The organism is Flavitalea plasmicola (assembly GCF_030546645.1).
Lineage (GTDB): Bacteria > Bacteroidota > Bacteroidia > Chitinophagales > Chitinophagaceae > Puia.
In genome coordinates this window covers 911,559-932,871 of the sequence record NZ_JAUOTO010000003.1, presented here as the reverse complement: position 1 = coordinate 932,871, position 21,313 = coordinate 911,559, and the positions used below count along the sequence as shown (strand labels likewise).

Below are 21,313 nucleotides of genomic sequence, written 5' to 3'. Positions count from 1 at the left end.
TGGCATTAGAAGCTTGTCCGGCCCGGCATAGGAGCCGGCTTCAAAAATTTTCCCGGAAGAAAGAATAAAAATTAAGCATGTATAATTAAAACAACTGCAACAAACTACAACCCATTGCAAACACCGGCGACAACATGCAAAGGATATCTTCCTTCGGACCATTCAATTACAAAATGCTTATGAATAACGTTGACGGTCTCCATTGTACAAACTGCTTAGCTGTATAGTAAACCATTAATTATTCAACTACACTACTGGAGTTTTCCTGCCGATTCTTTGAAAACAATTGAGTGGGTATGCAACGTTAGCGCCAATAGGAGATAAGATTGATCGTTATAGAAGGCAATCTAAAAATATCATGCTTATCATTTTTGAAGGCGGGCATGACATGCTGAGCAAACAAGCATTGGAATATATCGATGAGATTAACGGCAACCTGGGTTCACATTTTTATTGAGCCTATTTTGGGGTTCAGAGAGCATTTTCATTCCATACAAATTTGTTCAATATCCATCTTTGGGGAATATTGGAAGTTTTTTTGTCAGGATCCATTTTACTTTGTATAGGGCCGAAAAGGCATTTGCCCTTACGGAACCGCCATATTTAACCTAAAATTGCTTGTCATGAGAACAAAATTTTACCTTCTCTTAGGAGTAATTTGCTCCTTTGGATATTATTCCTGTCAAAAAAATTTGAGGAATTTTGACCAGGAAACATCTGCTGAATTTCTTGCACGCCATGGGGGGGATGGATTGGACAATAGAAAGTGTAAAAGTCTTACAAATGGAACGGTAGACACCATTCAAAAGGGCTTTGGCTTCACAGAGGGTCCTGCAGTCGATAAGCACGGGAATGTATTTTTTACCGATCAGCCAAATGATAGAATTTACAAATGGCACGCGGAATCCGGTAAAGTAACTTTATTTTTACAGGGTACCGGTCGCTCCAATGGAATGGAATTTGACAGAGAGGGCAATCTCATTGCTTGTGCCGATATGCACGGGGAACTATGGAAAATACGCCCTGATGGCAGCCATACCGTACTGGTGAACAATTACAATGGCAAGCTATTGAATGGGCCGAATGATGTATGGATAAACCCTTGTACCGGTGGCATCTATATTACCGACCCCATATTTCCAAGAGATTATTGGGACGCATCTGATCCACGCAAACAAAATTGGGAACCAACGCACTCAGAACAGGCTGCAACCGGCAAAGGCGGCCATGTGTATTACCTGGCTCCAGGCAGTCACCATTTGGTTAGGGTAACTACCATGCCGGGATGGAATGCCGATACCTGGCCAAACGGCATTGTTGGAACGCCTGATGGTAAGAAGTTGTATGTGAACAATTGGACTTATGATGGCACAGGAAAAATTCAGGTTTTTGATATTAAAGCCGACGGGACACTCTCCAATATAAAGCCGTTTGTTAATAATGTAAACTTCTGCGATGGTATGTCGATGGATGAACTGGGAAATATTTACGTCAGTGGCGGGGTAGGAGTGAATGTCTTTGATCCCAAAGGCAATAATATCCTTACCATTAATACCGGTGGTGGCAGCAATAACGTTTTTGCAGGGGAAAATAACAAATTGCTCTTCATGACAGGGCCAACAGACAGGATAACTTCGATAAAGATGAATGTAAAAGGTGTTGAAAAATTTTAGGATCCTTGCCTGTACTATTAAACCAACCGTTGAAAAAAATCATTCTTTCGTATGAAAAAAATATCGCTTGCCTTATTTATGGTTTTCCCATGGTTTGTTAACGCACAAAATGCAAAAATAAAAATCGATGCCGAGAGGAGCATTGGTGAAATTGATCCTAAAATTTATGGGGTGTTTATGGAGCCCATTCAGATTAGCGGAAGAAGGGGATTACCCGACTCGCCCAGGCTAAATACACTCTATGGAACGCTGTATGATCCGGCTTCCCCGCTGGCCGACGAAAATGGTTTCAGGAAAGATTATATTGATGCAATGAAAGAATTAAAAGTTACCAATATCAGATGGCCAGGTGGAAATTTTTTAATGGGCTATAACTGGCAGGATGGTATTGGACCGAAAGAAAAACGTCCGGCACGTATCAACATGGCCTGGGGTGGTATTGACAGCAACCAGGTGGGAACAGATGAATGGTTTGCGTTAAACAAATCTATGAATACGGAGAATGTGGTGGCAGTGAATCTTGGATTGGGGAACATACAGGATGCCGTATATTGGCTGGAATATTGCAATTATCCCAAGGGAACATACTATTCAGACCTGCGTTCAAAAAATGGTCATCCGGCACCATACAAGGTTAAAATCTGGGATCTTGGAAATGAAGTAGACGGAAAGCCCTGGGAATTGGGTCATAAAAATGCAGACGATTACGTGGAAGTAGCGAGGGAGGCGGCCAAAGCAATGCAAGCAGTTGATAATAGTATCGAGCTGGTAGGTTGTGGTTCTTCATGGTACAGCCAGAATGACTGGGACAATTGGAATCGCAAAATATTGACCGGGATAGGAGATAAAATAAAATATTTATCCATACACAGCTACTGGGAAAGTTCTCCGGATTATTACACACATATGGGAGGGGGAGCGAAAATATTTGATGACAGAATTAAAATTACCGCCGGAGAAATTGAAGCAGTATCCAAAACGCAGGGATATAAAAATCCTATTTATCTTTCAGTAGACGAGTGGGGCGCATTTGGGCGGAATTTTATGAGCGTTTTGCCAGTGGCGCAATCCTTCAATTCCTTTATAAGGCATGCCGATGTTGTAAAAATGTCCAATTTCACCTTGCTTACATCGTTGTTGTCCAGCGACCCCCAAAAGGGAACATATAAATCACCGCTGTTCTATATTTTTAAAGCATACTCCAATAATTGCCTTGGAACTGCAATAGACACTTATGTGTCCTGCGACACTTTTAGTACAGAAAAATACAAAGGAATCCCTTACCTGGACGTAAGCGCTACCTATTCCAGGCAAACCAATACAGTATTTATCAATGTTGTGAACAGGCATAAGGATAAAGCCATTACAACCGATGTTACAAATACTTCGGGAATGTTTACGGGAAAAGGCGAGATCAGCGTCATTACCACCAAAGAACTGCAGGAAGCGTTCTCATTTGATAAACAGAAGGAATATGCACCTGAAAAGAAATATGTTGAAATCAAAAACAATGAACTTGAGTATACTTTCCTTCCGCATTCGTTTACGCAAATAAAGGTAACGTTGAAACAAAAATAACCGCTGCAGGGACAGCAAATGCAAGATGGGGTTAAAAAGTGTGTGAGAATGTGTATATTTTCCAATATTTTTACACACGAATTTGTTCTTATGCGAACTAATATTGAGCATCCTCCATCTTGATAGAATTTGTAAGCTTATGAATTCATATGACCAGCTATTCCGGAATTTTGCCGGTTATGGTATTTCTTTTTCCCGAGAAGAAACAACGGTAGTTCAATCCTTGTTTACTCATAAAAAATTTCGCAGGAATCAATACATTTTGCAGCAGGGCGACATAGCCAGGCATGAAACTTTTATTTGTAGTGGCCTCACCAGAACCTACGAAGTAGACGAAAAAGGGCGGGAACACGTCTTGTTCTTCGGCCCTGAAAACTGGTGGGTAGGGGATTTGTACAGCTTTTTATGCGACGTACCTTCGCAGTACAATGTGGATTGCCTGGAAGAAACGGAAGTCTTACAAATATCAAAGCCTGATCTGGATCTCCTTTATACGCGGGTCCCAAAAATGAACCAGTATTTCCGTATTCTTTTCCAGAACGCCTATATCTCCTTTGCACAAAGAACCAGTTCGGGCCTCAGTAAGCCTGCTACGGAGCGGTACCGGGATTTCCGGGAAAAATATCCGCATATCGAGGCCAGGGTTCCTAATCATCTGATAGCCTCCTTCCTGGGTATTACACCCCAAAGCCTCAGCCGGATCCGTAGGCAGTTGGCTAGCTAATTACCATATGGTAACGAAATAATGTACCCCATGTGATTGGACAATACCTGCCGGACGCCGGACATTTGCAGTCAAATGATAATTTCAATGAAACAGCTAATCTTCAAAACGAATGACAGTATTGCGCCGCTGTTCCTCAGAATCTTTTTGGCCATCGTCCTTTTCCCCCATGGAGCGCAGAAACTTTTCGGATGGTTCGGGGGATATGGATTTGCGGGGACCATGGACTATTTCAAGAACACCACCGGCATTCCCTGGATTTTGGGGTTCCTCGTTATTGTGATCGAATTTCTTGGTCCTATCGCCCTTCTGCTGGGATATGCCACCAGGCTCTGGAGCATCGCCATCTGCATTGTAATGACCGGGATCATCTTAACAACATTCACTCAATATTTTTTTATGAACTGGTTTGGGGTGCAAAAGACGGAAGGCGCCGAATACTTTTTATTGGCGATCGGAATGTCCCTATCCCTGTCCTTGTCAGGAGCAGGCAGGTATTCTGTGGATGCAAGGATATGGCAATTGCCTGCTATTAGTCACAATTAAAAGATTTTATATTGATGGCCTTTTCATTTTTAACCACTTACTTGTCTGAATTACACTTTGATCTGGAGGACCTAAATTATCTTGCCAGTCTTCGCCCCAGAGATGGATTTGAAATGGTTGCAGAGGATGAATTCAGGCAAATGATTGATCTTTTTAGTCAGTCCCGGGACCTTGCGCAAATTATTCCAATTCTTACGGACAGCCATTCCAATTACATCTGTGTATATAAGAATGGTCCTCTGAAAGGGTTTATTTGTAATTATGATCATGAAGAAACAGACTTAACACCACGGTTTTCAAATATAACGAGTCTGGTTAAAGCTATTAATTCATATACAGGGAGTTGGGAGATTAGAAATTTCCCAGATGAAGCATTCGATTATCCTTCAGCTAAAAGGTTAATTTCAACTGAAAGAGAGCAGGTCATCATTGCAAAATTAGCGGAAGAATTTGCTATTGAACAGGATGAACAAATCAGCATTCAACTAGCGTTCAGTATAATGGCATTAACACCACTACAAGATATCAGCTTGTTGTATCCCTTCCTCGATCATGAAAATATGTACATTCAGGAACGGGCTATCCGGATAATGGGCTTTTATCGGCACGAGCCCATCAAGGAAAAATTAGTGTCCCTGGCAGCGACGGCAAAACATAACGGAAGGATAGCTGTACAAACCGTTCTAAGAAACTGGACAAATTCCAGCAATAGCACTTTTATCTGGTGACAATTATGAACAGGACAACCTTTTTATATGCTATTATCGGCTTGTTATTATTGCCTTTCTGGTTTTCATAGGAAATGAGATTGCCAGGCCCAGGGCTTTGGGGAAGACCGACAATGAGAAAGGGACCGAAGCCGGTGTCGGCACCGTTTGCCGGATCGGCTCCATCTCAAAGACGTTCACCGCCTACCTTATGATGTTGTTGGTCCAGGAAGGGATCATCGGCCTGGATGAGCCCGTCGCCAAATATCTCCCGGAACCCGTCTTCAAACAGTTAACCCGGCCAGCCCCTTTATCTATTCTTTCACTGATGAGGAATTTCAAAAGAAGTTTAATACGGAGTCGCGGATTGGTAATCTCGCAACGGTGTTCTCAGGTCTGGCCATCCTTATTTCCTGTCTCGGCCTCTTCGGTCTCGCCTCCTTCGTCGCTGAACAACGCAGAACTATACGCTTCATACCTCCTTATCCGCATGGATCTTTGTGGTCGCCGGCGTAGGTTTGCTGCTCGTCACACTGGCGACGGTCAGCTACCAGGCGGTGCGCGCGGCGTTGATGAATCCCGTCAAAAGTCTCCGCACCGAATAATTTTGACTTTATTGGCAGAATCCCCCCCCTAAATGTCGCATATACATCCTTAAAACATGGGTTTTATGGGCGATCTTTGTATCGCAAACGAAAAATAACCAATAAAATATGAGCAAGAAAATTTTCATTAACCTGCCAGTGGCAGACCTTAAAAAGTCAATGGACTTTTATTCAGCAATCGGGTTCACCAACAATCCGCAGTTTACAGATAATACTGCTGCCTGCATGGTACTTACAGAAGAGATCTTTGTAATGCTCCTGACACATGATAAGTTCAAAATGTTTACTTCAAAAGAAATTGCCGACACGAAAAAAACGGCGTCTGTTATCAACTCGCTGTCTGTTGACAGCAACCAGGAGGTGAACCAGTTTGTAGAAAAAGCAATTGCAGCAGGTGGTAAAGAACCCAATGAGCCAAAGGATTATGGCTTTATGCTGCAACGCAGCGTTGAAGATCCTGATGGCAACCTTTGGGAGGTGGTGTATATGGATCTATCAAAATTCCCAAAACAGTAAAATAAAATGGAACAGCGCTGAAGATAGCCCAGGAAGGAATACCGTCTTTTATTCCTGCGGAACCCGGACCTAGTTCCGAAATATACAATTTCATATAGTTATCATGCCGTAATTTTGTTTTACAAGTAATTATAGTTCATATTTTGCAATACCAGGAATACATACCTTCCAAAGCGTTATCTAAATACATAAAATGTTATTATATATATGTATCTGGTTCTAATATAGTTATAGAAGACAAGGCCTTTGCAACGGGCTGCGTCGAAATGATGTTTAACCTGGAAGGCGTACAATGGGAAATCAACATAAACAATCAGTTTGTCTCAACGCCCGGTGTTGAGCTGTGGGGGCAAATTATTAAGCCTTTAGCTTTCAGAACACCGGGCAAAAACCGGATGTTTGGAATACGCTTTTATCCTCATGCAGCTTCAGCATTTCTGAATGAAGATATTAGTTTGTTCAATGACAGCGTTACTGACCTTACGGGTGTTATAGGGCAGCCGGTGCAAGAACTCCATAGAAAATTAGTGGATGCCGGATCTGCCCATCAACGAATTGCCCTGGTCGAGACCTTTTTGCTAAAAAGGCTTTCTCTATTTGAAAAGAAGCTTGATAAATTGGAGCTTGTTCAGGCTGTAATGAGTGAGCTAAAAAAAGAAGATTTTTTTGACAATATCAGTAATGTAGCTTCTCGTTATGGCATTACATCCAGATATCTTCAGAAAATTTTTTTACTGCACACCGGTATCACTCCTAAATTATACAGTAAAATAAACCGTTTTCAAAACAGTCTTTTATTAATAGGAAAAGGAGGATCATCTCTTACGTCTATTGCCTATGATTGTGGTTATGCTGATCAGTCACACTTCATCAGAGATTTCAAATCATTTACCGGCAATCCGCCATCAGTTTTTAATATAGATAATACTTCAGCCCTTCTGGCATCCCCCAATAAATAAACAGTTCCAAGACAAAACAATTTTGATGCCTTCGTTTACAGATGTTATCCTTTTGGCTGGGAAGACTGGATTACCTCCGGGCGGCTGGACGCAGTCCTCGGTGATCCTAATAGGTGAGGCGTAAACCATTGACGAAGTATGCGTGTTCAATGCCGATTTCGAGGATTGATATACAGTAAATCGTTGGGGAAAGAGAACAGAAGGTTTAAGCAAATAGCACAAAAATGCCAAATATAGTCGGAGCTGCGAGCACAATGATCCAGGTTATCCTTAAATTTGATCAACGAGTGATCACCAATTATATTATACCGCCTCACCTGATACTGCAACCCTTTGTTGATAATTATGTATTGAGTACCTCTCATGGTGAAAGGATTGTACTCAACAGCACCTGGCCTGCAAGCAATGAAACCAGTCTTGTATTTTATATGGCCGATCAACCCTTTCACTATGTAAACATAAAAACACCATCGCCACTCCGGTACGACCGGGGTTGTATTGTAGGGTTGCAAACCGGTTGCAATGGCACTGTTAATTTCAACGGTGTGTACCATACTTTCATTATCCAGTTCAAAGCAAATGGTTTCAACAAGTTGTTCAGCCTGCCGGCCAGCGAATTTGTAAATAAGCTCTACTACATGGATGAAGTTTTTGGAAGTGGCGCCAAAGAATTGAATGAAAAATTGCGGCATGCAGAAGAAGTGCTGCTTATGGCCCAATTTGCAGATCACTTTCTTTTACATTTTTTGACCGGGCAAAAAAAAACAGCACAACTGCATGACGGGATTACTTTTGTTGCGAACGAATTATTTACCAGTTCCACCTTGTACAGTGTTGAAGTCTATGCATGTAAAGCTAATATGAGTGTCCGTAATTTTGGAAGAAGGTTTATAGAGCAGGTGGGTATATCCCCCAAATTTTATTGCCGGTTGCTACGCTTTAACAATGCGGTGAATACAAAAATAAAAAAACCTACCAGTAGTTGGACTTCCATAGCACATGAGTGTGGTTACTACGATCAAATGCACATGATCCGGGATTTTAAACAGTTTGCAGGTCTAAACCCAAAAAAACTTTTTGCCAGCGCTGAAGAATTAACCCATTCATCTTCAGCTGTTAATGGCAGCAGTGGTGCAACTTTTAATGAAATAAGCACTGACTCTGTAAATGAAGAATTTGTAATTGTGCGGCGTACTGATTTCTAAATTACGCTGTTAAATGTTTCTTTTAAATTGTCTGGTTTATACTATTCCAGCCCCAGCATACTGGTTAATTTCAACGCATAAAAAGATTACTTATGCACGAAGTAACTGATTTGAAGCAAACTATTTCTGCTAAAGATAACATTGCTGACAATTGGTACGAAAACTTTTTTGAAGGAATTAATTGTGAAATGTGGGAAAAAGCCGCGACGATAGACATGACTTTACCAGAGGTCAATTTCCTGCTGGAGATTTTTGGCCTGCCTGCAGTCGGTCACCTCTTAGATCTTCCGTGTGGTAACGGGAGGCATTCTGTAGAATTGGCTAAACAGGGCTTTCAAATGACGGCATTTGATATCTCTGAAACATTCATCCGCTCACTTCAACAAAAACTGGAAGACCAGAAACTGTCTATCAGGGTAATACATGGAAACATATTGACCCATTCGCTCACCGGCTCTTTTGATGGTGCATTTTGCCTGGGTAACAGTTTTGGTTATTTCCCTTATGAACAGATGGAATTGTTTGTCAGGAAAATATCCGGCGTTTTAAAACCCGGTGCAAAATGGGTTATCAACACCGGCCTTGCCGCAGAAACCTTTCTTACAAAATTCGTCGATGAAAAAACCTATGTGCTCGGTGATTTAACCATGGACATTCAAAATGACTATGATGAGTGGAGCAGTTGTTTACTCACTACACTTACTTATACAAAAAACAACCGAAAGGAAACAAAACGTTTTAAACACTATATACATACCGTTGCAGAGATCATCCGTTTATTGCAAAGATTTGGCCTTAAAACAATTGACTTATATGGTTCAACAGGTAAAACGGAATACCGTTTGGGCGGTATGCAATTGTTTTTGGTGGCTGAGAAAGAAGCGTGAGCCATTTTTACCTATGTCATTCGCGCAAATAAAAATAACAGGTTATATACCGGGCAGGCTTTTGACCAACAGCCCAACATGTGATCATTACCAATGGGATTTTTGAAAACAAATAAAAGGCACGGAAATGAATGTTACATAAACCATATAAAATAAATAGGCCAACCATGTGTTATAAAAAAATCGTTCCCCAATATAAAAACAAGGGCATGAAGACGGCATTTCTGGTTGTTATGTTCCCTTTGGCTTTGCTGGCACAAAAAAATTACCCGGCGTTAGTTAACCAATATATGCATGCAGCCGCTGCTGTCAACCAATTCAGCGGGTCTATTTTGGTTGCAAAACATGACAGCATCATTTACAAGGAAGTATTTGGAACTATCGATTACGCAAATACCAAACCTTTAGACGATAACTCAATGTTTGAATTAGGAAATATTACCGAGGAATTTACTGCTGCGGCGATTTTATTGCTAAAAGATAAAGGCAAACTAAAGCTTACCGATACCATAACAAAATATCTGCCACAACTGCCTTACAATACGGTCACCATAAAAGATTTACTTACCCATACATCAGGCCTGCCTGATTATTACGATGAGGGAATGAAAAATAAATGGGGAACAGAAAAACTTGCCGGCAATAGTGATGTGGTAAAGAGCCTTGCCGATGCGAATGTGCCGCTGGCGTGGAAGCCCGGAACAAAATATGACGAATATCACTACTATTCTGAATATCCTTTGCTAGTATCTATTATTGAGCAATTATCAGGTCTTTCCTACAAAAAGTTTTTGCAGCAAAATATCTTCTCGCCGTTGGATCTAAAAAATACTGACGTGTTTGCAGAAATGGAGATAAATAAGAAACTACATTTCAATCATACTGAAAGTGTCTTTTTCGATGAATCAAAACAACAATTTTTTCCACCAGACAGTTTTCATGCTTTTAGCCCGGAATTTGGCTACGCTACCAATGCTGTGATGGGCAGTATCGGTGTTAGCAGCACTGCTTACGATTTATTTTTACTTAACAGGGCCCTGAAAAGTACCAGGCTGCTTTCTTCTTCAACACAAAAGGAAATGTTTAGCCCTTACGTTTTAAAGGATTCAATCAGCAAAATATTTTTTGGTTACGGCGTACTTACCGGCGAAAATGAACTAGGCAATTATATCCAGCAACGCGACGATGGCAATATGATAACTTTAGGATATATCACTACAGTAATCAACTATCCCCTGCAAGATTTGACAATTATTGTCCTGGCTAATAAAGCTAAAAGCTCTTCAAACATTGCGGGTGCCTTAGCGTATATTTTATTTGACAAGGAAGTAGTTCTACCTTATGTTCATAAGGAGATTTCAATTGACCCTTCCCTGCTCGATAAATATGCGGGAAAATATAAATTGTCTCGTGTAGCCAGTGTATATAAAAAAGATGGAACGCTATGGACAACAATACCCGGAGAACCTGATTTGAAATTACTGCCGGAGTCTCCCACTAAATTTTTCTCTGCTAACAAAGAATATGACTGGCAAATAGAATTCAAAACCGATAAAAATGGTAATCTTATGAAAACATACTTCATATTCAGTGGATTAATAAAAGAAGCAAAAAAAATAAAATAAGTGTCAAACAGCCCCTGGCGGCCCGGATAGCAGTCACTGCGTCCCGAATTGAAAGAATTGTCGGGAAGACAGGATAACCTGCGGGCGGCTTCGCCGTCCTCGGTGATCCTAATAGGGGAGGTGTAAGTGTCCCTAAAATCCAGACAGTTTAAAATTAGCATAAATCATCAATTTTAAATTTAGCAAGATGAAAAAGACACGATTAATAGAAGAACTATTCGGTATACTAAAGTGAAGAAGCGAGCCGGAACCCCATTGTGCCGTAGCCTAACTGGAAGGGGTTGCGATAGGCTACGCGGCTTTTAGCGGGTTCGCTGGCCCGGTTACCACCGCGGAAAACACGATGCGGCCCTGTTGCAGGGCCCTTCGGATTATTTTCCGGACTTTTATCATAATAGTTTTCATCATACCAATCGTTGCACCATTCAAATACATTGCCCGACATATCATATAATCCCAATTCATTGGCCTCTTTTTGTCCAACAGGATGAGTATTTGATCCGCTGTTGGCAGAAGTCCAAGCTACCGCATTGACATCATTACTACCTGCATATTCAAATTTCTTGCTCTTTGTACCGCCTCTTGCAGCATACTCCCATTCTGCTTCTGTAGGGAGGTGATAGTTCTTACCGGATAGGGTATTCAACTTTTGTATAAATGTCTGTATATCATCCCAGCCTACAGCTGTTACCGGGCAATCCATACAATCTTTACGACCGGAAGGATTGCTGCCCATAACCTTTTGCCATTGTGCTAGCGTAGTTTCATACTTAGCTATTTTAAAACTGCTTAGGGTAACATTATGTATTGGCTTTTCATTATTATTCTCATTGCCACCCATAGCAAACCTGCCGCCCTGCACCGTTACCATATCCGGCTCGTTGGTATTTCCAGTTGCACCGGTCGTCATAACAGGATCAGAATTAACCGCGGTTGCGTTTTCTGATATCTTCGGGTTGCTTTTCCAGCACCAGTTACCTACAGCCGCTATGAGCAGAATTGCTACTAAAATGTATTTCAGTACTGGATTTTTTGCCAGCGTTTTCGGAACCTCTGGTTCATAGATATTTTTATTTTTCATTTCTTATCAAATTTTGATTCAACGAAGTTACTTTGATATATTTCAGTGCGGGGAATTTGGATTGTAAATAAAAACGTAAACTTTGTAAATATTAAATTGACACTATGCGCGATAGCCGAAATCTACTCTCCGGGAAAGGTAGGTACTTCTTTGGATAGATATTGCTTTGTTTATTTCTGCAATTTGCGTAGCTTTCAGTATGACTGATAGCGACGACTTTGCTATCTCAAGAAGGGAAATATTACTCCGCAGAATCGGACATGGACTACTTTTACAGTCGGGCGACAGTGCATCAAGAGTGCTTCCGGTAAAAAAGATTGCTGAAAATGAATACCAGATCAGTTTTGAGAATGAGCTTACTTTTCAATCGGATTCACTGGTAAATACAACCCAACGTCTGTTGGCCAAGGACCCGCTTGCAGATGATTATGTGGTCACAGTTCTGAATAGCGATAAGTCTGGTGTAGCCTATGGGTATGCTATATCCAAAAATAAAAAAGATGATATTGTAGCTTGTATAGGAAGAAAGCAATCCAGAACACGTTACATGATCAAAATAAAATTTAAACCGACGAGAATAAATACAGTAAAGAATGAATTTCTGATAGGCGGTTTGCCCTTTTTAGCATTTGTTGGTTTTATTTTTTTGAGATTTGTTAAGCCGCGTCGGGTCTTACCTGATAGTCAGAATACTGGTATAGTCGCTTTGGGCTCGATGTTGTTCGATGCAAAGAATCGTAAGCCCATGATAAATGGAAAGCCCATAGATCTCACCGAAACTGAAACTCGTGTGTTGCGTATTTTCGCATCTTTCCCTAACAAAACCTGGCCATAACGAGATACAAAGCCCGTTCCGGGCTTTTGTCACCCTGCGCTCTTCCGTTCGAATACATTCGACGGCTCCGCTCCGAAATGACAAGGCCCCTGCAAAGCGGAGGTTGTCTCTCGTTGTGTCGCCCTGCCTGTACAATTTCGAGCTTATTTCTAATAGATTTACGGCGTTTGGTTGCACTACCGATTTAATATTCAGCTTAAATCTCTATATTGAATTTCTAAGGCAAATGAGCAAATACATGACTATAATTTTATATACGATGACATCCACGCTCATTTTTTCGATACACGGGATATCACCTACTAATAAAGAAAAAACAAGCTCATGATAAGGAACATCATACGGTTCACCTTTCTATTAATACTCTTAGTCAGCTGCAAATTCGAATTTGGCCAGGAAAACCATTTGGTAACCAAACCCGAAATGATGGCCGTTTGCAACAAGTTTATGGCCGTCTTCCGGAATAAGAAATACACAGAGGCTTTACAGGGACTCAAGCCATACTCGTATATAGAACCATTCAAAATTGATACATTAGTCGCTACCGTCAGCCAGCAGATGTCGGCTTTTACAAAAGAGAATGGCGAAATGTTATCCTATGAAATAGTTTCGGAGAAGGATGTCAAAGATTCTCTTATCAAGCTGACTTATCTGGCAAAATTCAAACGATGGTACATAAGATTCGTTTTCATTTTATATAATAATGGAGGCGGATGGGCCATTACCAAGTTCGATTATGATCAGCACATTGATGAGCTATTCCAATAGCTCGCTGCGGCTTGGCCCAATATTAAACCTCCTCTACGCGAGGGCTTGCCATTCTGTTTGTCGGAAAGACAGGATTACCTTCGCACTTCGTGCTCGGTGATCCCGATAGGGGAGGCCTAAACGAGATACAAGCCCGTTCCGGGCTTTTGTCATCTTGCGCTGCACCGTTCGAGCGAGCTCGACGGTTCCGCTCCGGAATGACACAGCCCCCGTAAAAGCGGGGGCTGTGTCTCGTTTGTCGGGAAGACAGGATTCGAACCTGCGACCCCTACGTCCCGAACGTAATGCGCTACCGGGCTGCGCTACTTCCCGAAAACCGGTAAAACAAAGGCCCAATGGCCGGGTCACCTGATCCGCTGATGATCGCTGATTCCATGAAAGAAATATCGACCCTCTGCGGGCTGCAAAAATAGCACCCTTCAGGCATCCTACAAAATAGAATTCATCTCCTCATCCTCCAGCTGCAGGAATGCTTTTCCCAGGTGATCGATGAGGTCCGACGCCAGCATACTTTCCTGGGAAAGGGCGGCTGCAGCCAGGTCACCGGCAAGGCCATGGAGATAGACGCCCAGCAGGGCTGCTTCTCCGGAGGAATAGCCCTGGGACACCAGGGCAGTCAGGATGCCGGTCAATGCATCGCCGCTGCCGCCTTTGGCCATGCCCGGATTGCCCGTAGAATTGAAATATCCCTTACCGCCGGGCATAGCGATAAAGGTGAAGTGCCCTTTCAGCACGATGACGCATTGATGGTCCCGTGCTTTTTCCAATGCCAGCCGCAGACGGGCAAAATCGTCTTCTGATTTGCCGAACATCCGCTCGAACTCCTTTGGATGAGGCGTAAGGATGGAGTAGGGGGGCAGAAGGAAGAAAAGGGAGGGGTTGGAGCCGATGATATTCAGTCCGTCCGCATCCAGTACAATGGGTTTTTTATAGCTGCGCAGGATAGTTTCCAGCAGGGCCTTGGTGCGGGGAGCGGTCCCAATGCCAGGTCCAATGCCGATGACAGAGTAGGAGGAAAGCTCCCCGGTAAAGGTGGTATTGATCTTTTCGTCAGGGTCCGTCAGGATCATCGCCTCCGGCAATGAGGTCTGCAGTATTTCGTAGCCGCAGGCAGGGGTATGGCAGGTGAGCAGCCCCGCACCACTGCGGAGACAGGAGCGGCTGGCCAATAGGGCAGCTCCTATCTTCCCGTAGCTGCCGGCTACCAGCAAAGCATGACCGAAATTGCCTTTATGGGCAAAGCTCTTCCTGGGCCGGAATATCGCCCTTATCATTTTGCTGTCCACCAGTTCCTGCTCACCGGCGATGTTCTTCAGGTAGCCTTTATGCAGGCCGATGTCCAGAATATGGACATTGCCGATGACCGCTTCGTTCTCGGGCACCAGGAACGCCAGCTTGCAGCATTGGAAACTAAGGGTGTGAGCGGCCCGGATCACCATATTGCCTTTGGAAGACTTGTCCACAAACAGGCCGCTGGGTATATCGATCGCAATGATCTCGTTCCCCGACTGATTCATATGCTGTACTACCAGCTCCGTCACCCCTTCCAGCTTGCGACTTAGCCCTGTGCCCAGCAGGGCGTCTATCAATACATCACGTTCGGGCACGGGTTGCAGGTGGTCCGCCCCCTGGATAAACCGTATTTCCACCGGCGTCACGTGGAGTCTCGCCAGGTTGGCCTGAAAATCATCGGTGCCTTTATGTCCGAATTCAAGGATGTGAACGATGACAGGGCAGTCCTGTTCGGCCAGCATGCGCGCCAGCGCCAGTCCGTCGCCCCCATTATTCCCTTTGCCGCAGTAGATGGAGAAGCTGCGGTCGAGATAGCCATGCTGCTCCAGCCAGGAAAAACAGCTGCCGGCAGCCCGTTCCATCAGGTCGATGGAGGTGATTGGTTCATTTTCTATGGTAAATTGATCCCAGGCGCGTATTTGATCGGCTGAAAATATTTCCATGCCGGAATTTACTCAATTTGAGCGAAGCGCATTGCATAATTGACAAATTATTGCCCTCCTGCGATCCTCCTGACGACTTAGCGTGCGGCAGTTGCTACCGTCCTGCGTTTATGGGCATGTGCGGAGTGCCGCTTGACGGGAGATCTTTTAGCCAGTGAGCGTTTCTTCGCGGCGGGAGGCGGATCAGCCTTCTTTACCCCTCCGGGGTCGCCGGCGGTAGAAGGGACTGCGGCTGCCGTTGAGGCGGTTGCGCCTGAAGGATCGGAAGGATCTTCTTCATCGAAGTTCTCCCTTCCCTGGCGATAATCACCAAAGAGGTCCACCAGCTTCTTGGAAGAATAAACGCCTTTATAATCATTGTTACAAAGCGCGATGATCGTAGCATCCTCATCCAGCATGCGGAGGAATACAGTGCGGTTGCCATGCCACCAGCCATTGTGGTAGATGAGCTTTTTGCCGTTGGGGATCATCAGCATACGCCATCCCAGTCCGTAATTGCGTTGGCCCGGCTTTTCAAAGCTGTAGCCTGCGTAGGCGCTGTCGAGGACCCCTTTAGAGAAGAGCTGACCGTCACGCAGTGCCCGGTCCCATTTGTAAAGGTCGCGCACGGTGCTGAAGATATTCTTGTCCCCATAGACCATGTCCAGGAACTCGATGCGGAATTTACGGCCTGTCTGGTAGTAGGATTGCATAGAAGTAGCCGAGTCCGCCTGGGTATAAACATATGTATCCTGCATCTGCAGGGGCTGGAAGAAGGTCCTGGCCAGGTAATCCGGGTAGGGGAGGCCCGACGCTTTTTCTATGATCAATGCCAGCAGGGCATAGTTGGTATTGGAGTATTCGAAATTTTTTCCCGGCGGCCTGCCTCTTGTCTCCCGGGGGTGGGCGATGATGTATTGCAGGACATCGCCATTGGAAAGGAATTTATGCTTATCCCAGCCGGAGCGGTCCATGAAATGAACATAATTGCGCAGGCCGCTGCGATGGTTCAATAACATTTGTACTGTGGTGGCGGTGTCGGGAAATCCCGCCAGGTATTTTGAGACCGGGTCGTGAATATCCAGCTTGCCTTCCTGCCACAATTTCAAGGTCGCCATGGCAGTAAAAGTCTTCGAGACAGATGCGAGATGAAAGGCGGTATGTGCGTCTAATGAATCTTTCTTTCTTTCCGGATATTTGAAGCCTTTGTAACGCTCGTATAACACTACACCTTTTTTAGCGACTAAAACGCTCCCGTTAAACCGGCCCGAGAGCATGGAATCAAAAAAATGACCGGCAATCGCGGAATAATGGTGAAGTTCAGTCTCTGTCAATGCGGGGCTGGTATTGTTTGCGGGATCGAGTGTATCTTTCCCAGGAACTGCCGGAGGCTGCGCAGCCTGGCCACAGGATGCTAAAAGGGACGCGGATAATACTAAAATACCAATAGCTTTCAACAGGAATAACTTTTTTAGGTTAGAAAACGGCAAAATTAAAATAATCCGGTGTTACTTTGCACTTCCAATTCGGAAATGTAACGTAAAAAGAAGGGCAAAATTATGGTAGATAAAAAATCTACAAGCTATCCCAAAGAAAAGATTAACATACTTTTCTTAGAAAACATCAGCGATGCTGCCGTAAAGTATTTTAAAGATGCCGGTTATGCCTCTGTGCGTAAGATAGGAGGGGCGCTGTCCGAAGAGCAGCTGATCAACGAAGTAAAGGATGTTCATCTGCTGGGCATCCGTTCCAAGACCCAGATCACGTCCAAAGTGCTGGATGCCGCAAAAAAATTGCAGGCCATCGGCTGTTTCTGTATCGGAGTCAACCAGGTAGACCTGAAGTCGGCTAAAAATCACGGGGTGGTGGTGTTCAACGCTCCCTATTCCAATACACGGTCCGTAGCCGAACTGGTGATCGGACTCGCCATTATGCTGATCCGGCGCATTCCGGACAAGAGCAAGGCGGCCCATGAGGGAATCTGGCTGAAAGAAGCAAAAGGCAGTTATGAATTGAGAGGTAAAACATTGGGAATCATTGGATATGGCAATATAGGCACCCAGGTCAGCATTCTGGCGGAAGCCCTGGGTATGAAGGTGATCTATTATGACACCGTGACCAAACTGCCGCTGGGCAACGCAGTGGCCAAGAAGACGCTCAAAGAAGTTGTCAGCCAGGCGGATATCGTGACATTGCATGTCCCGGAAACGGCGCAGACAAAGAATCTTATCAATAAGACGGTGCTCAAGCAGTTCAAAAAAGGAAGCATCCTGCTGAACTACGCCAGGGGTGAGGTCGTGGACCTCGAAGGACTGGCCAAGGCGATTGAGGAGGGCCAGATCTCGGGCGCGGCGATTGATGTATACCCCTGGGAGCCCGAGAAGAATGGCGACCGCTTTGAGACGCCCCTGCAGCACCTGCCCAACGTGATCCTCACTCCGCATATCGGCGGCTCAACGGAAGAGGCACAGGAGAATATCGGCGGCGATGTCAGCAACAAGCTATTCCAATACCTGGAGACGGGTATGACGATCGGCAGCCATACGATCCCGCCCCTGAGCCTCCCGCAACAAGAAGGAACGCACCGGATCCTGCATATCCATAAGAATGTGCCGGGAGTGCTGTCAGAGATCAATACCACCTTATCCCAGCACAATATCAATATCCTGGGGCAATACCTGAAAACGAATGATGAAATAGGCTATGTAGTGCTGGACATTGACAAAAAGCTTTCCAATCAGGCGCTGGAACTGCTGAAGGAAGTGAAACAGACTTTAAAAACGAGGCTTCTTTATTAGACTGAAATACAATTAATTACTTAGGCTAATCAACAATTAAATTTGAAGCCGGAGCCTCCTTTTCTTACGGCAGAATGGCGAAAGCTCATTATGGCAAATTATCCGGTTGCCCCGCAACTGCTGCAGCCGTTGTTGCCAGCCCATACCGAGCTGGATGAATGGAAGGGGCAAACCTATGTCAGTCTGGTGGGGTTTATGTTCCGCAATGTAAGGGTAAAAGGTATCAGGGTCCCTTACCACACCGATTTCCCGGAGGTCAATCTGCGCTTTTACGTACGGCATAAGCAAGGTCGGGAATGGAAGCGGGGTGTGGTCTTTATCCGCGAGATCGTCCCGAAACCGGCCATTACCTGGGTAGCCAATACGCTGTTCCGGGAGCATTATATGACGATGCCTATGCAATATGTGGACAACACGGCGGGTGATCAGCTTAAAGTGACTTACCGATGGAAGCATCGGGGCCGGTGGAATGGACTGGAAGCAGACGCAGATGCGCAGCCGGTGGAATTGGAAACGGGAAGCAAGGAAGAGTTCATTACGGAGCATTTCTGGGGATATGCAGCCGTGGGGCCTGCGCATAGCGGGGAATACCGGGTAGCGCATCCCCGTTGGAATGTCCATCCCATCCGGGGTTATCACATCGATTGTGATTTTGGGGCCTTATATGGAATGTCCTTTGCAGCATTGCAGGACCAGGCACCGGAGTCGGTGTTCCTGGCGGAAGGTTCACCCATCAAGGTATATGGGAAAAAGCGTATTGGATGAACTAGACTGATCGCAATATCCCGCGGGCCCTGCTGCGGAAGGCGGGAGGCGCCTGGTCCCATTGTTCCTCGATAAGGAGCTTCAACTCAGGCAGAATATCAGGATATTTTTGAGACAGATTCTGCAGCACCGTCAGTGAAAATGCCTTGACGGCGATGGGTGTTTCAGGTGCAGCGACATACGCAAAGCATTGACTCATTACACGACCTTGATATTTAGCCGGGATGTCCACATCCTGCAGCAGCCGGATCGTATTCCGCACCACGGCTACATGCAAGCACTCCTTATCGAGATTGTCCAGCAGGGGTTTAAAATAGGGCGTGATCAGCTCCGGGTGCAGCCGTACCACATTGCTCACGGGCCACGCAGCCCTTTGTGTGATGCGGTATTCCCCTTTGAAAAAAAGGCGCATCAGCTCCGCAAAACGAAGCTTATCCTTACCGATATATTTTACGATGCGATCGCACTGCTGTTTGGAATGTTCTTCCGCTATTAATTTCTCCAGGTAATGCATAAACGATGATTTATCTGACGGCTTCCAACTGCCGGATCCAATGGCGGAGTAAGGCCAGGGGGATCAATCCAAAGATCCCGAAGCAACAGTCGACGACGATATGGTACCAGGGTATACCACGAATGGGGCCTGCGATGAGCGCCAGGGGCAGGACGGCCACACAGGTGAGCATGGCCCACTCGATGATCCATTTGTTTTTCACCGGGTCCCGGTAAGGGCCGACGAACAGAAGGGCAATGACCAGGTGAGCGAAGGCCAGCCAGTCAAAGCCGTAAAAAAGAAAGGGATAAGCACCTTGTGTGTCCCGGACGCCGTACCATACCTGTTGTAGCCAATCATGACCAGGTCCCTCATACGGTGTGCCGCCTGCAAGCAGCCACTTCAGCTCCGAATATACAGGGAAGGCGGTTGCTCCGCTGACCACCAGGGAGACCATAAAAAAAACAAGCATGCCGCGGATCTTGAAGAGGGTGTTAGGGGAACGCATAATGCCGAAGTTGAAGAGGATAAAGTTAAGTAGTTTTACACTTCAATCCTTTTCAAATGTCTTATACCCCTGCTTCGAATCGCTATCAGTCTATGGAATACCGGCGTTGCGGCAACAGCGGGCTGAAATTGCCTGCTGTATCGCTGGGACTCTGGCATAATTTCGGTCATGTGGATGTGTTAGAGAACTGCCGTAAGATCCTGCACCTGGCCTTCGATGCCGGCATTACCCATTTCGACCTGGCCAATAATTACGGACCTCCGCCGGGCTCGGCTGAAGAGAACTTCGGGCGGATCCTGCACCAGGATTTCAGCAACCATCGTGACCAGATGGTCATATCTACCAAGGCGGGCTATTATATGTGGGACGGCCCTTATGGAGATTGGGGATCCAAAAAGTACCTGGTCTCCAGCCTGGACCAGAGCCTGCTGCGGATGGGCCTGGATTATGTGGATATCTTTTACCATCACCGTCCCGACCCCGATACGCCATTGGAAGAGACGATGGCCGCGCTTGATCTCATCGTCAGGCAGGGAAAAGCACTATACGTCGGTCTGTCCAACTACAAGCCGGAGGAAGCGGCGGAGGCCATTGGCATCCTGAGAAGGCTAGGCACCCCTTGTCTCATTCACCAACCTAAGTACTCGATGTTCGAGCGCTGGGTGGAGGGAGGGTTGCTGGACCTGCTGGAAAAAGAAGGCATAGGGTGCATCCCTTTTTCTCCGCTGGCGCAGGGTCTGTTGACCAATAAATACCTGAAAGGCATACCTGAAGATTCCCGGGCGCATAAGCCCCATGGCTTCCTGAAAGAGGAGCAGGTCACCCCGGAAGTGCTGGATAAGATCCGGCGCCTGAACGAACTGGCGATCAAGAGAGACCAGACGCTGGCCCAGATGGCGCTGGCCTGGATCCTGAAGGACAAGCGGATCACCTCCGTGCTGATAGGCGTCAGCAGGCCTGAACAGGTGACGGACTCGCTGCAGTGCTTCCGTAACACCTGGTTCAGCCAGGAAGAATTGAGCCGGATAGAGGAGATCCTGCGCTAAGGCGCTCCGGAATCCGTTAGTTTTTATCCGGCAGGTGCAATGGCTACCGGATGAGGTCCC

Annotated in this window: 20 protein-coding genes, 1 tRNA gene and 1 pseudogene; 16 read left to right on the top strand and 6 right to left on the bottom strand. The window is 45.3% G+C overall.

The features are described 5' to 3' along the window. The first annotated feature begins 623 nt into the window (after positions 1-623). The 11 genes and pseudogenes from Q4E93_RS13810 (at position 624) to Q4E93_RS13765 (ending at position 11,025) form a co-directional block, all read left to right on the top strand. On the top strand, positions 624-1,673 hold the full coding sequence (locus Q4E93_RS13810) for an SMP-30/gluconolactonase/LRE family protein (RefSeq protein WP_303586088.1): 1,050 nt from the start codon (positions 624-626) through the stop codon (positions 1,671-1,673). A 51-nt stretch (positions 1,674-1,724) separates the two neighbouring features. Further along, positions 1,725-3,251, top strand: coding sequence for an alpha-L-arabinofuranosidase C-terminal domain-containing protein (locus tag Q4E93_RS13805; RefSeq protein ID WP_303586087.1), 1,527 nt, complete (start codon positions 1,725-1,727; stop codon positions 3,249-3,251). A 139-nt stretch (positions 3,252-3,390) separates the two neighbouring features. Continuing rightward, a complete protein-coding gene (locus Q4E93_RS13800; protein ID WP_303586086.1) occupies positions 3,391-3,975 on the top strand; it encodes a Crp/Fnr family transcriptional regulator in 585 nt (194 codons plus the stop codon). An 87-nt stretch (positions 3,976-4,062) separates the two neighbouring features. Then, positions 4,063-4,521 carry a DoxX family protein gene (locus Q4E93_RS13795; protein WP_303586084.1) on the top strand — a complete coding sequence of 153 codons (459 nt, stop codon included), beginning with the start codon at positions 4,063-4,065 and terminating at the stop codon, positions 4,519-4,521. 14 nt (positions 4,522-4,535) lie between these two features. Continuing rightward, the gene (locus Q4E93_RS13790; RefSeq protein WP_303586082.1) at positions 4,536-5,249 is read left to right on the top strand and encodes a hypothetical protein; all 714 of its coding nucleotides are present in this window, start codon (positions 4,536-4,538) and stop codon (positions 5,247-5,249) included. Between the two features lie 97 nt (positions 5,250-5,346). After that, positions 5,347-5,460: pseudogene (locus tag Q4E93_RS34450) on the top strand (serine hydrolase); the annotation flags it as partial. A gap of 481 nt (positions 5,461-5,941) precedes the next feature. Continuing rightward, the gene (locus tag Q4E93_RS13785; protein WP_303586081.1) at positions 5,942-6,349 is read left to right on the top strand and encodes a VOC family protein; all 408 of its coding nucleotides are present in this window, start codon (positions 5,942-5,944) and stop codon (positions 6,347-6,349) included. 143 nt (positions 6,350-6,492) lie between these two features. Further along, on the top strand, positions 6,493-7,308 hold the full coding sequence (locus tag Q4E93_RS13780) for a helix-turn-helix domain-containing protein (RefSeq protein ID WP_303586079.1): 816 nt from the start codon (positions 6,493-6,495) through the stop codon (positions 7,306-7,308). A gap of 224 nt (positions 7,309-7,532) precedes the next feature. Then, the gene (locus Q4E93_RS13775) at positions 7,533-8,513 is read left to right on the top strand and encodes a helix-turn-helix domain-containing protein (RefSeq protein WP_303586077.1); all 981 of its coding nucleotides are present in this window, start codon (positions 7,533-7,535) and stop codon (positions 8,511-8,513) included. 92 nt (positions 8,514-8,605) lie between these two features. Continuing rightward, positions 8,606-9,400, top strand: coding sequence for a class I SAM-dependent methyltransferase (locus Q4E93_RS13770; RefSeq protein WP_303586074.1), 795 nt, complete (start codon positions 8,606-8,608; stop codon positions 9,398-9,400). A gap of 209 nt (positions 9,401-9,609) precedes the next feature. Continuing rightward, positions 9,610-11,025, top strand: a complete 1,416-nt coding sequence (locus Q4E93_RS13765; RefSeq protein WP_303586072.1) for a serine hydrolase — start codon at positions 9,610-9,612, stop codon at positions 11,023-11,025. A 226-nt stretch (positions 11,026-11,251) separates the two neighbouring features. Here Q4E93_RS13765 and Q4E93_RS13760 read toward each other — a convergent pair whose 3' ends face one another. Then, positions 11,252-12,106 (bottom strand): formylglycine-generating enzyme family protein, encoded by an 855-nt coding sequence (locus tag Q4E93_RS13760; RefSeq protein WP_303586070.1) that lies wholly within the window; start codon positions 12,104-12,106, stop codon positions 11,252-11,254. A 199-nt stretch (positions 12,107-12,305) separates the two neighbouring features. Between Q4E93_RS13760 and Q4E93_RS13755 the strand changes: the two genes are divergently transcribed. After that, the gene (locus Q4E93_RS13755; RefSeq protein WP_303586068.1) at positions 12,306-12,941 is read left to right on the top strand and encodes a hypothetical protein; all 636 of its coding nucleotides are present in this window, start codon (positions 12,306-12,308) and stop codon (positions 12,939-12,941) included. 324 nt (positions 12,942-13,265) lie between these two features. Continuing rightward, on the top strand, positions 13,266-13,709 hold the full coding sequence (locus Q4E93_RS13750) for a hypothetical protein (protein WP_303586065.1): 444 nt from the start codon (positions 13,266-13,268) through the stop codon (positions 13,707-13,709). Between the two features lie 238 nt (positions 13,710-13,947). Here the strand turns inward: Q4E93_RS13750 and Q4E93_RS13745 are convergent. From Q4E93_RS13745 to Q4E93_RS13735, 3 genes are all read right to left on the bottom strand, one after another. Then, a tRNA-Pro gene (locus Q4E93_RS13745) sits at positions 13,948-14,021 on the bottom strand. Positions 14,022-14,137: 116 nt separating this feature from the next. After that, entirely contained in the window at positions 14,138-15,664 is a 1,527-nt protein-coding gene (locus Q4E93_RS13740; RefSeq protein ID WP_303586064.1) for an NAD(P)H-hydrate dehydratase, read from the bottom strand. 77 nt (positions 15,665-15,741) lie between these two features. Beyond that, positions 15,742-16,977 carry a serine hydrolase domain-containing protein gene (locus Q4E93_RS13735; RefSeq protein WP_303586063.1) on the bottom strand — a complete coding sequence of 412 codons (1,236 nt, stop codon included), beginning with the start codon at positions 16,975-16,977 and terminating at the stop codon, positions 15,742-15,744. Positions 16,978-17,202: 225 nt separating this feature from the next. Here Q4E93_RS13735 and serA point away from each other — a divergent pair, with 225 nt between their 5' ends. Both serA and Q4E93_RS13725 read left to right on the top strand, forming a co-directional pair. Continuing rightward, positions 17,203-18,441: a phosphoglycerate dehydrogenase gene (serA, locus tag Q4E93_RS13730; protein WP_303586062.1), complete on the top strand. Its 1,239-nt coding sequence runs from the start codon at positions 17,203-17,205 to the stop codon at positions 18,439-18,441. Positions 18,442-18,483: 42 nt separating this feature from the next. Next, on the top strand, positions 18,484-19,206 hold the full coding sequence (locus tag Q4E93_RS13725; RefSeq protein ID WP_303586061.1) for a YqjF family protein: 723 nt from the start codon (positions 18,484-18,486) through the stop codon (positions 19,204-19,206). A 1-nt stretch (position 19,207) separates the two neighbouring features. On the opposite strand, the gene Q4E93_RS13720 is transcribed toward Q4E93_RS13725, so the two are convergent. Both Q4E93_RS13720 and Q4E93_RS13715 read right to left on the bottom strand, forming a co-directional pair. Further along, a complete protein-coding gene (locus tag Q4E93_RS13720) occupies positions 19,208-19,720 on the bottom strand; it encodes a hypothetical protein (RefSeq protein WP_303586060.1) in 513 nt (170 codons plus the stop codon). A gap of 10 nt (positions 19,721-19,730) precedes the next feature. Next, positions 19,731-20,207 (bottom strand): hypothetical protein, encoded by a 477-nt coding sequence (locus Q4E93_RS13715; RefSeq protein ID WP_303586058.1) that lies wholly within the window; start codon positions 20,205-20,207, stop codon positions 19,731-19,733. A gap of 56 nt (positions 20,208-20,263) precedes the next feature. Here Q4E93_RS13715 and mgrA point away from each other — a divergent pair, with 56 nt between their 5' ends. After that, complete coding sequence (gene mgrA, locus Q4E93_RS13710; protein ID WP_303586056.1) at positions 20,264-21,253, top strand: L-glyceraldehyde 3-phosphate reductase; 990 nt, start codon at positions 20,264-20,266, stop codon at positions 21,251-21,253. Positions 21,254-21,313: the final 60 nt, after the last annotated feature.

Excerpts from the sequence above, each read along its gene's own strand:
- Q4E93_RS13810 (WP_303586088.1), top strand. The coding sequence starts at position 624 with ATGAGAACAAAATTTTACCTTCTCTTAGGAGTAATTTGCTCCTTTGGA.
- Q4E93_RS13805 (WP_303586087.1), top strand. The coding sequence starts at position 1,725 with ATGAAAAAAATATCGCTTGCCTTATTTATGGTTTTCCCATGGTTTGTT.
- Q4E93_RS13800 (WP_303586086.1), top strand. The coding sequence starts at position 3,391 with ATGAATTCATATGACCAGCTATTCCGGAATTTTGCCGGTTATGGTATT.
- Q4E93_RS13795 (WP_303586084.1), top strand. The coding sequence starts at position 4,063 with ATGAAACAGCTAATCTTCAAAACGAATGACAGTATTGCGCCGCTGTTC.
- Q4E93_RS13790 (WP_303586082.1), top strand. The coding sequence starts at position 4,536 with ATGGCCTTTTCATTTTTAACCACTTACTTGTCTGAATTACACTTTGAT.
- Q4E93_RS13785 (WP_303586081.1), top strand. The coding sequence starts at position 5,942 with ATGAGCAAGAAAATTTTCATTAACCTGCCAGTGGCAGACCTTAAAAAG.
- Q4E93_RS13775 (WP_303586077.1), top strand. The coding sequence starts at position 7,533 with ATGCCAAATATAGTCGGAGCTGCGAGCACAATGATCCAGGTTATCCTT.
- Q4E93_RS13770 (WP_303586074.1), top strand. The coding sequence starts at position 8,606 with ATGCACGAAGTAACTGATTTGAAGCAAACTATTTCTGCTAAAGATAAC.
- Q4E93_RS13765 (WP_303586072.1), top strand. The coding sequence starts at position 9,610 with ATGAAGACGGCATTTCTGGTTGTTATGTTCCCTTTGGCTTTGCTGGCA.
- Q4E93_RS13760 (WP_303586070.1), bottom strand. The coding sequence starts at position 12,106 with ATGAAAAATAAAAATATCTATGAACCAGAGGTTCCGAAAACGCTGGCA.
- Q4E93_RS13755 (WP_303586068.1), top strand. The coding sequence starts at position 12,306 with ATGACTGATAGCGACGACTTTGCTATCTCAAGAAGGGAAATATTACTC.
- Q4E93_RS13750 (WP_303586065.1), top strand. The coding sequence starts at position 13,266 with ATGATAAGGAACATCATACGGTTCACCTTTCTATTAATACTCTTAGTC.
- Q4E93_RS13740 (WP_303586064.1), bottom strand. The coding sequence starts at position 15,664 with ATGGAAATATTTTCAGCCGATCAAATACGCGCCTGGGATCAATTTACC.
- serA (WP_303586062.1), top strand. The coding sequence starts at position 17,203 with ATGGTAGATAAAAAATCTACAAGCTATCCCAAAGAAAAGATTAACATA.
- Q4E93_RS13720 (WP_303586060.1), bottom strand. The coding sequence starts at position 19,720 with ATGCATTACCTGGAGAAATTAATAGCGGAAGAACATTCCAAACAGCAG.
- Q4E93_RS13715 (WP_303586058.1), bottom strand. The coding sequence starts at position 20,207 with ATGCGTTCCCCTAACACCCTCTTCAAGATCCGCGGCATGCTTGTTTTT.
- mgrA (WP_303586056.1), top strand. The coding sequence starts at position 20,264 with ATGTCTTATACCCCTGCTTCGAATCGCTATCAGTCTATGGAATACCGG.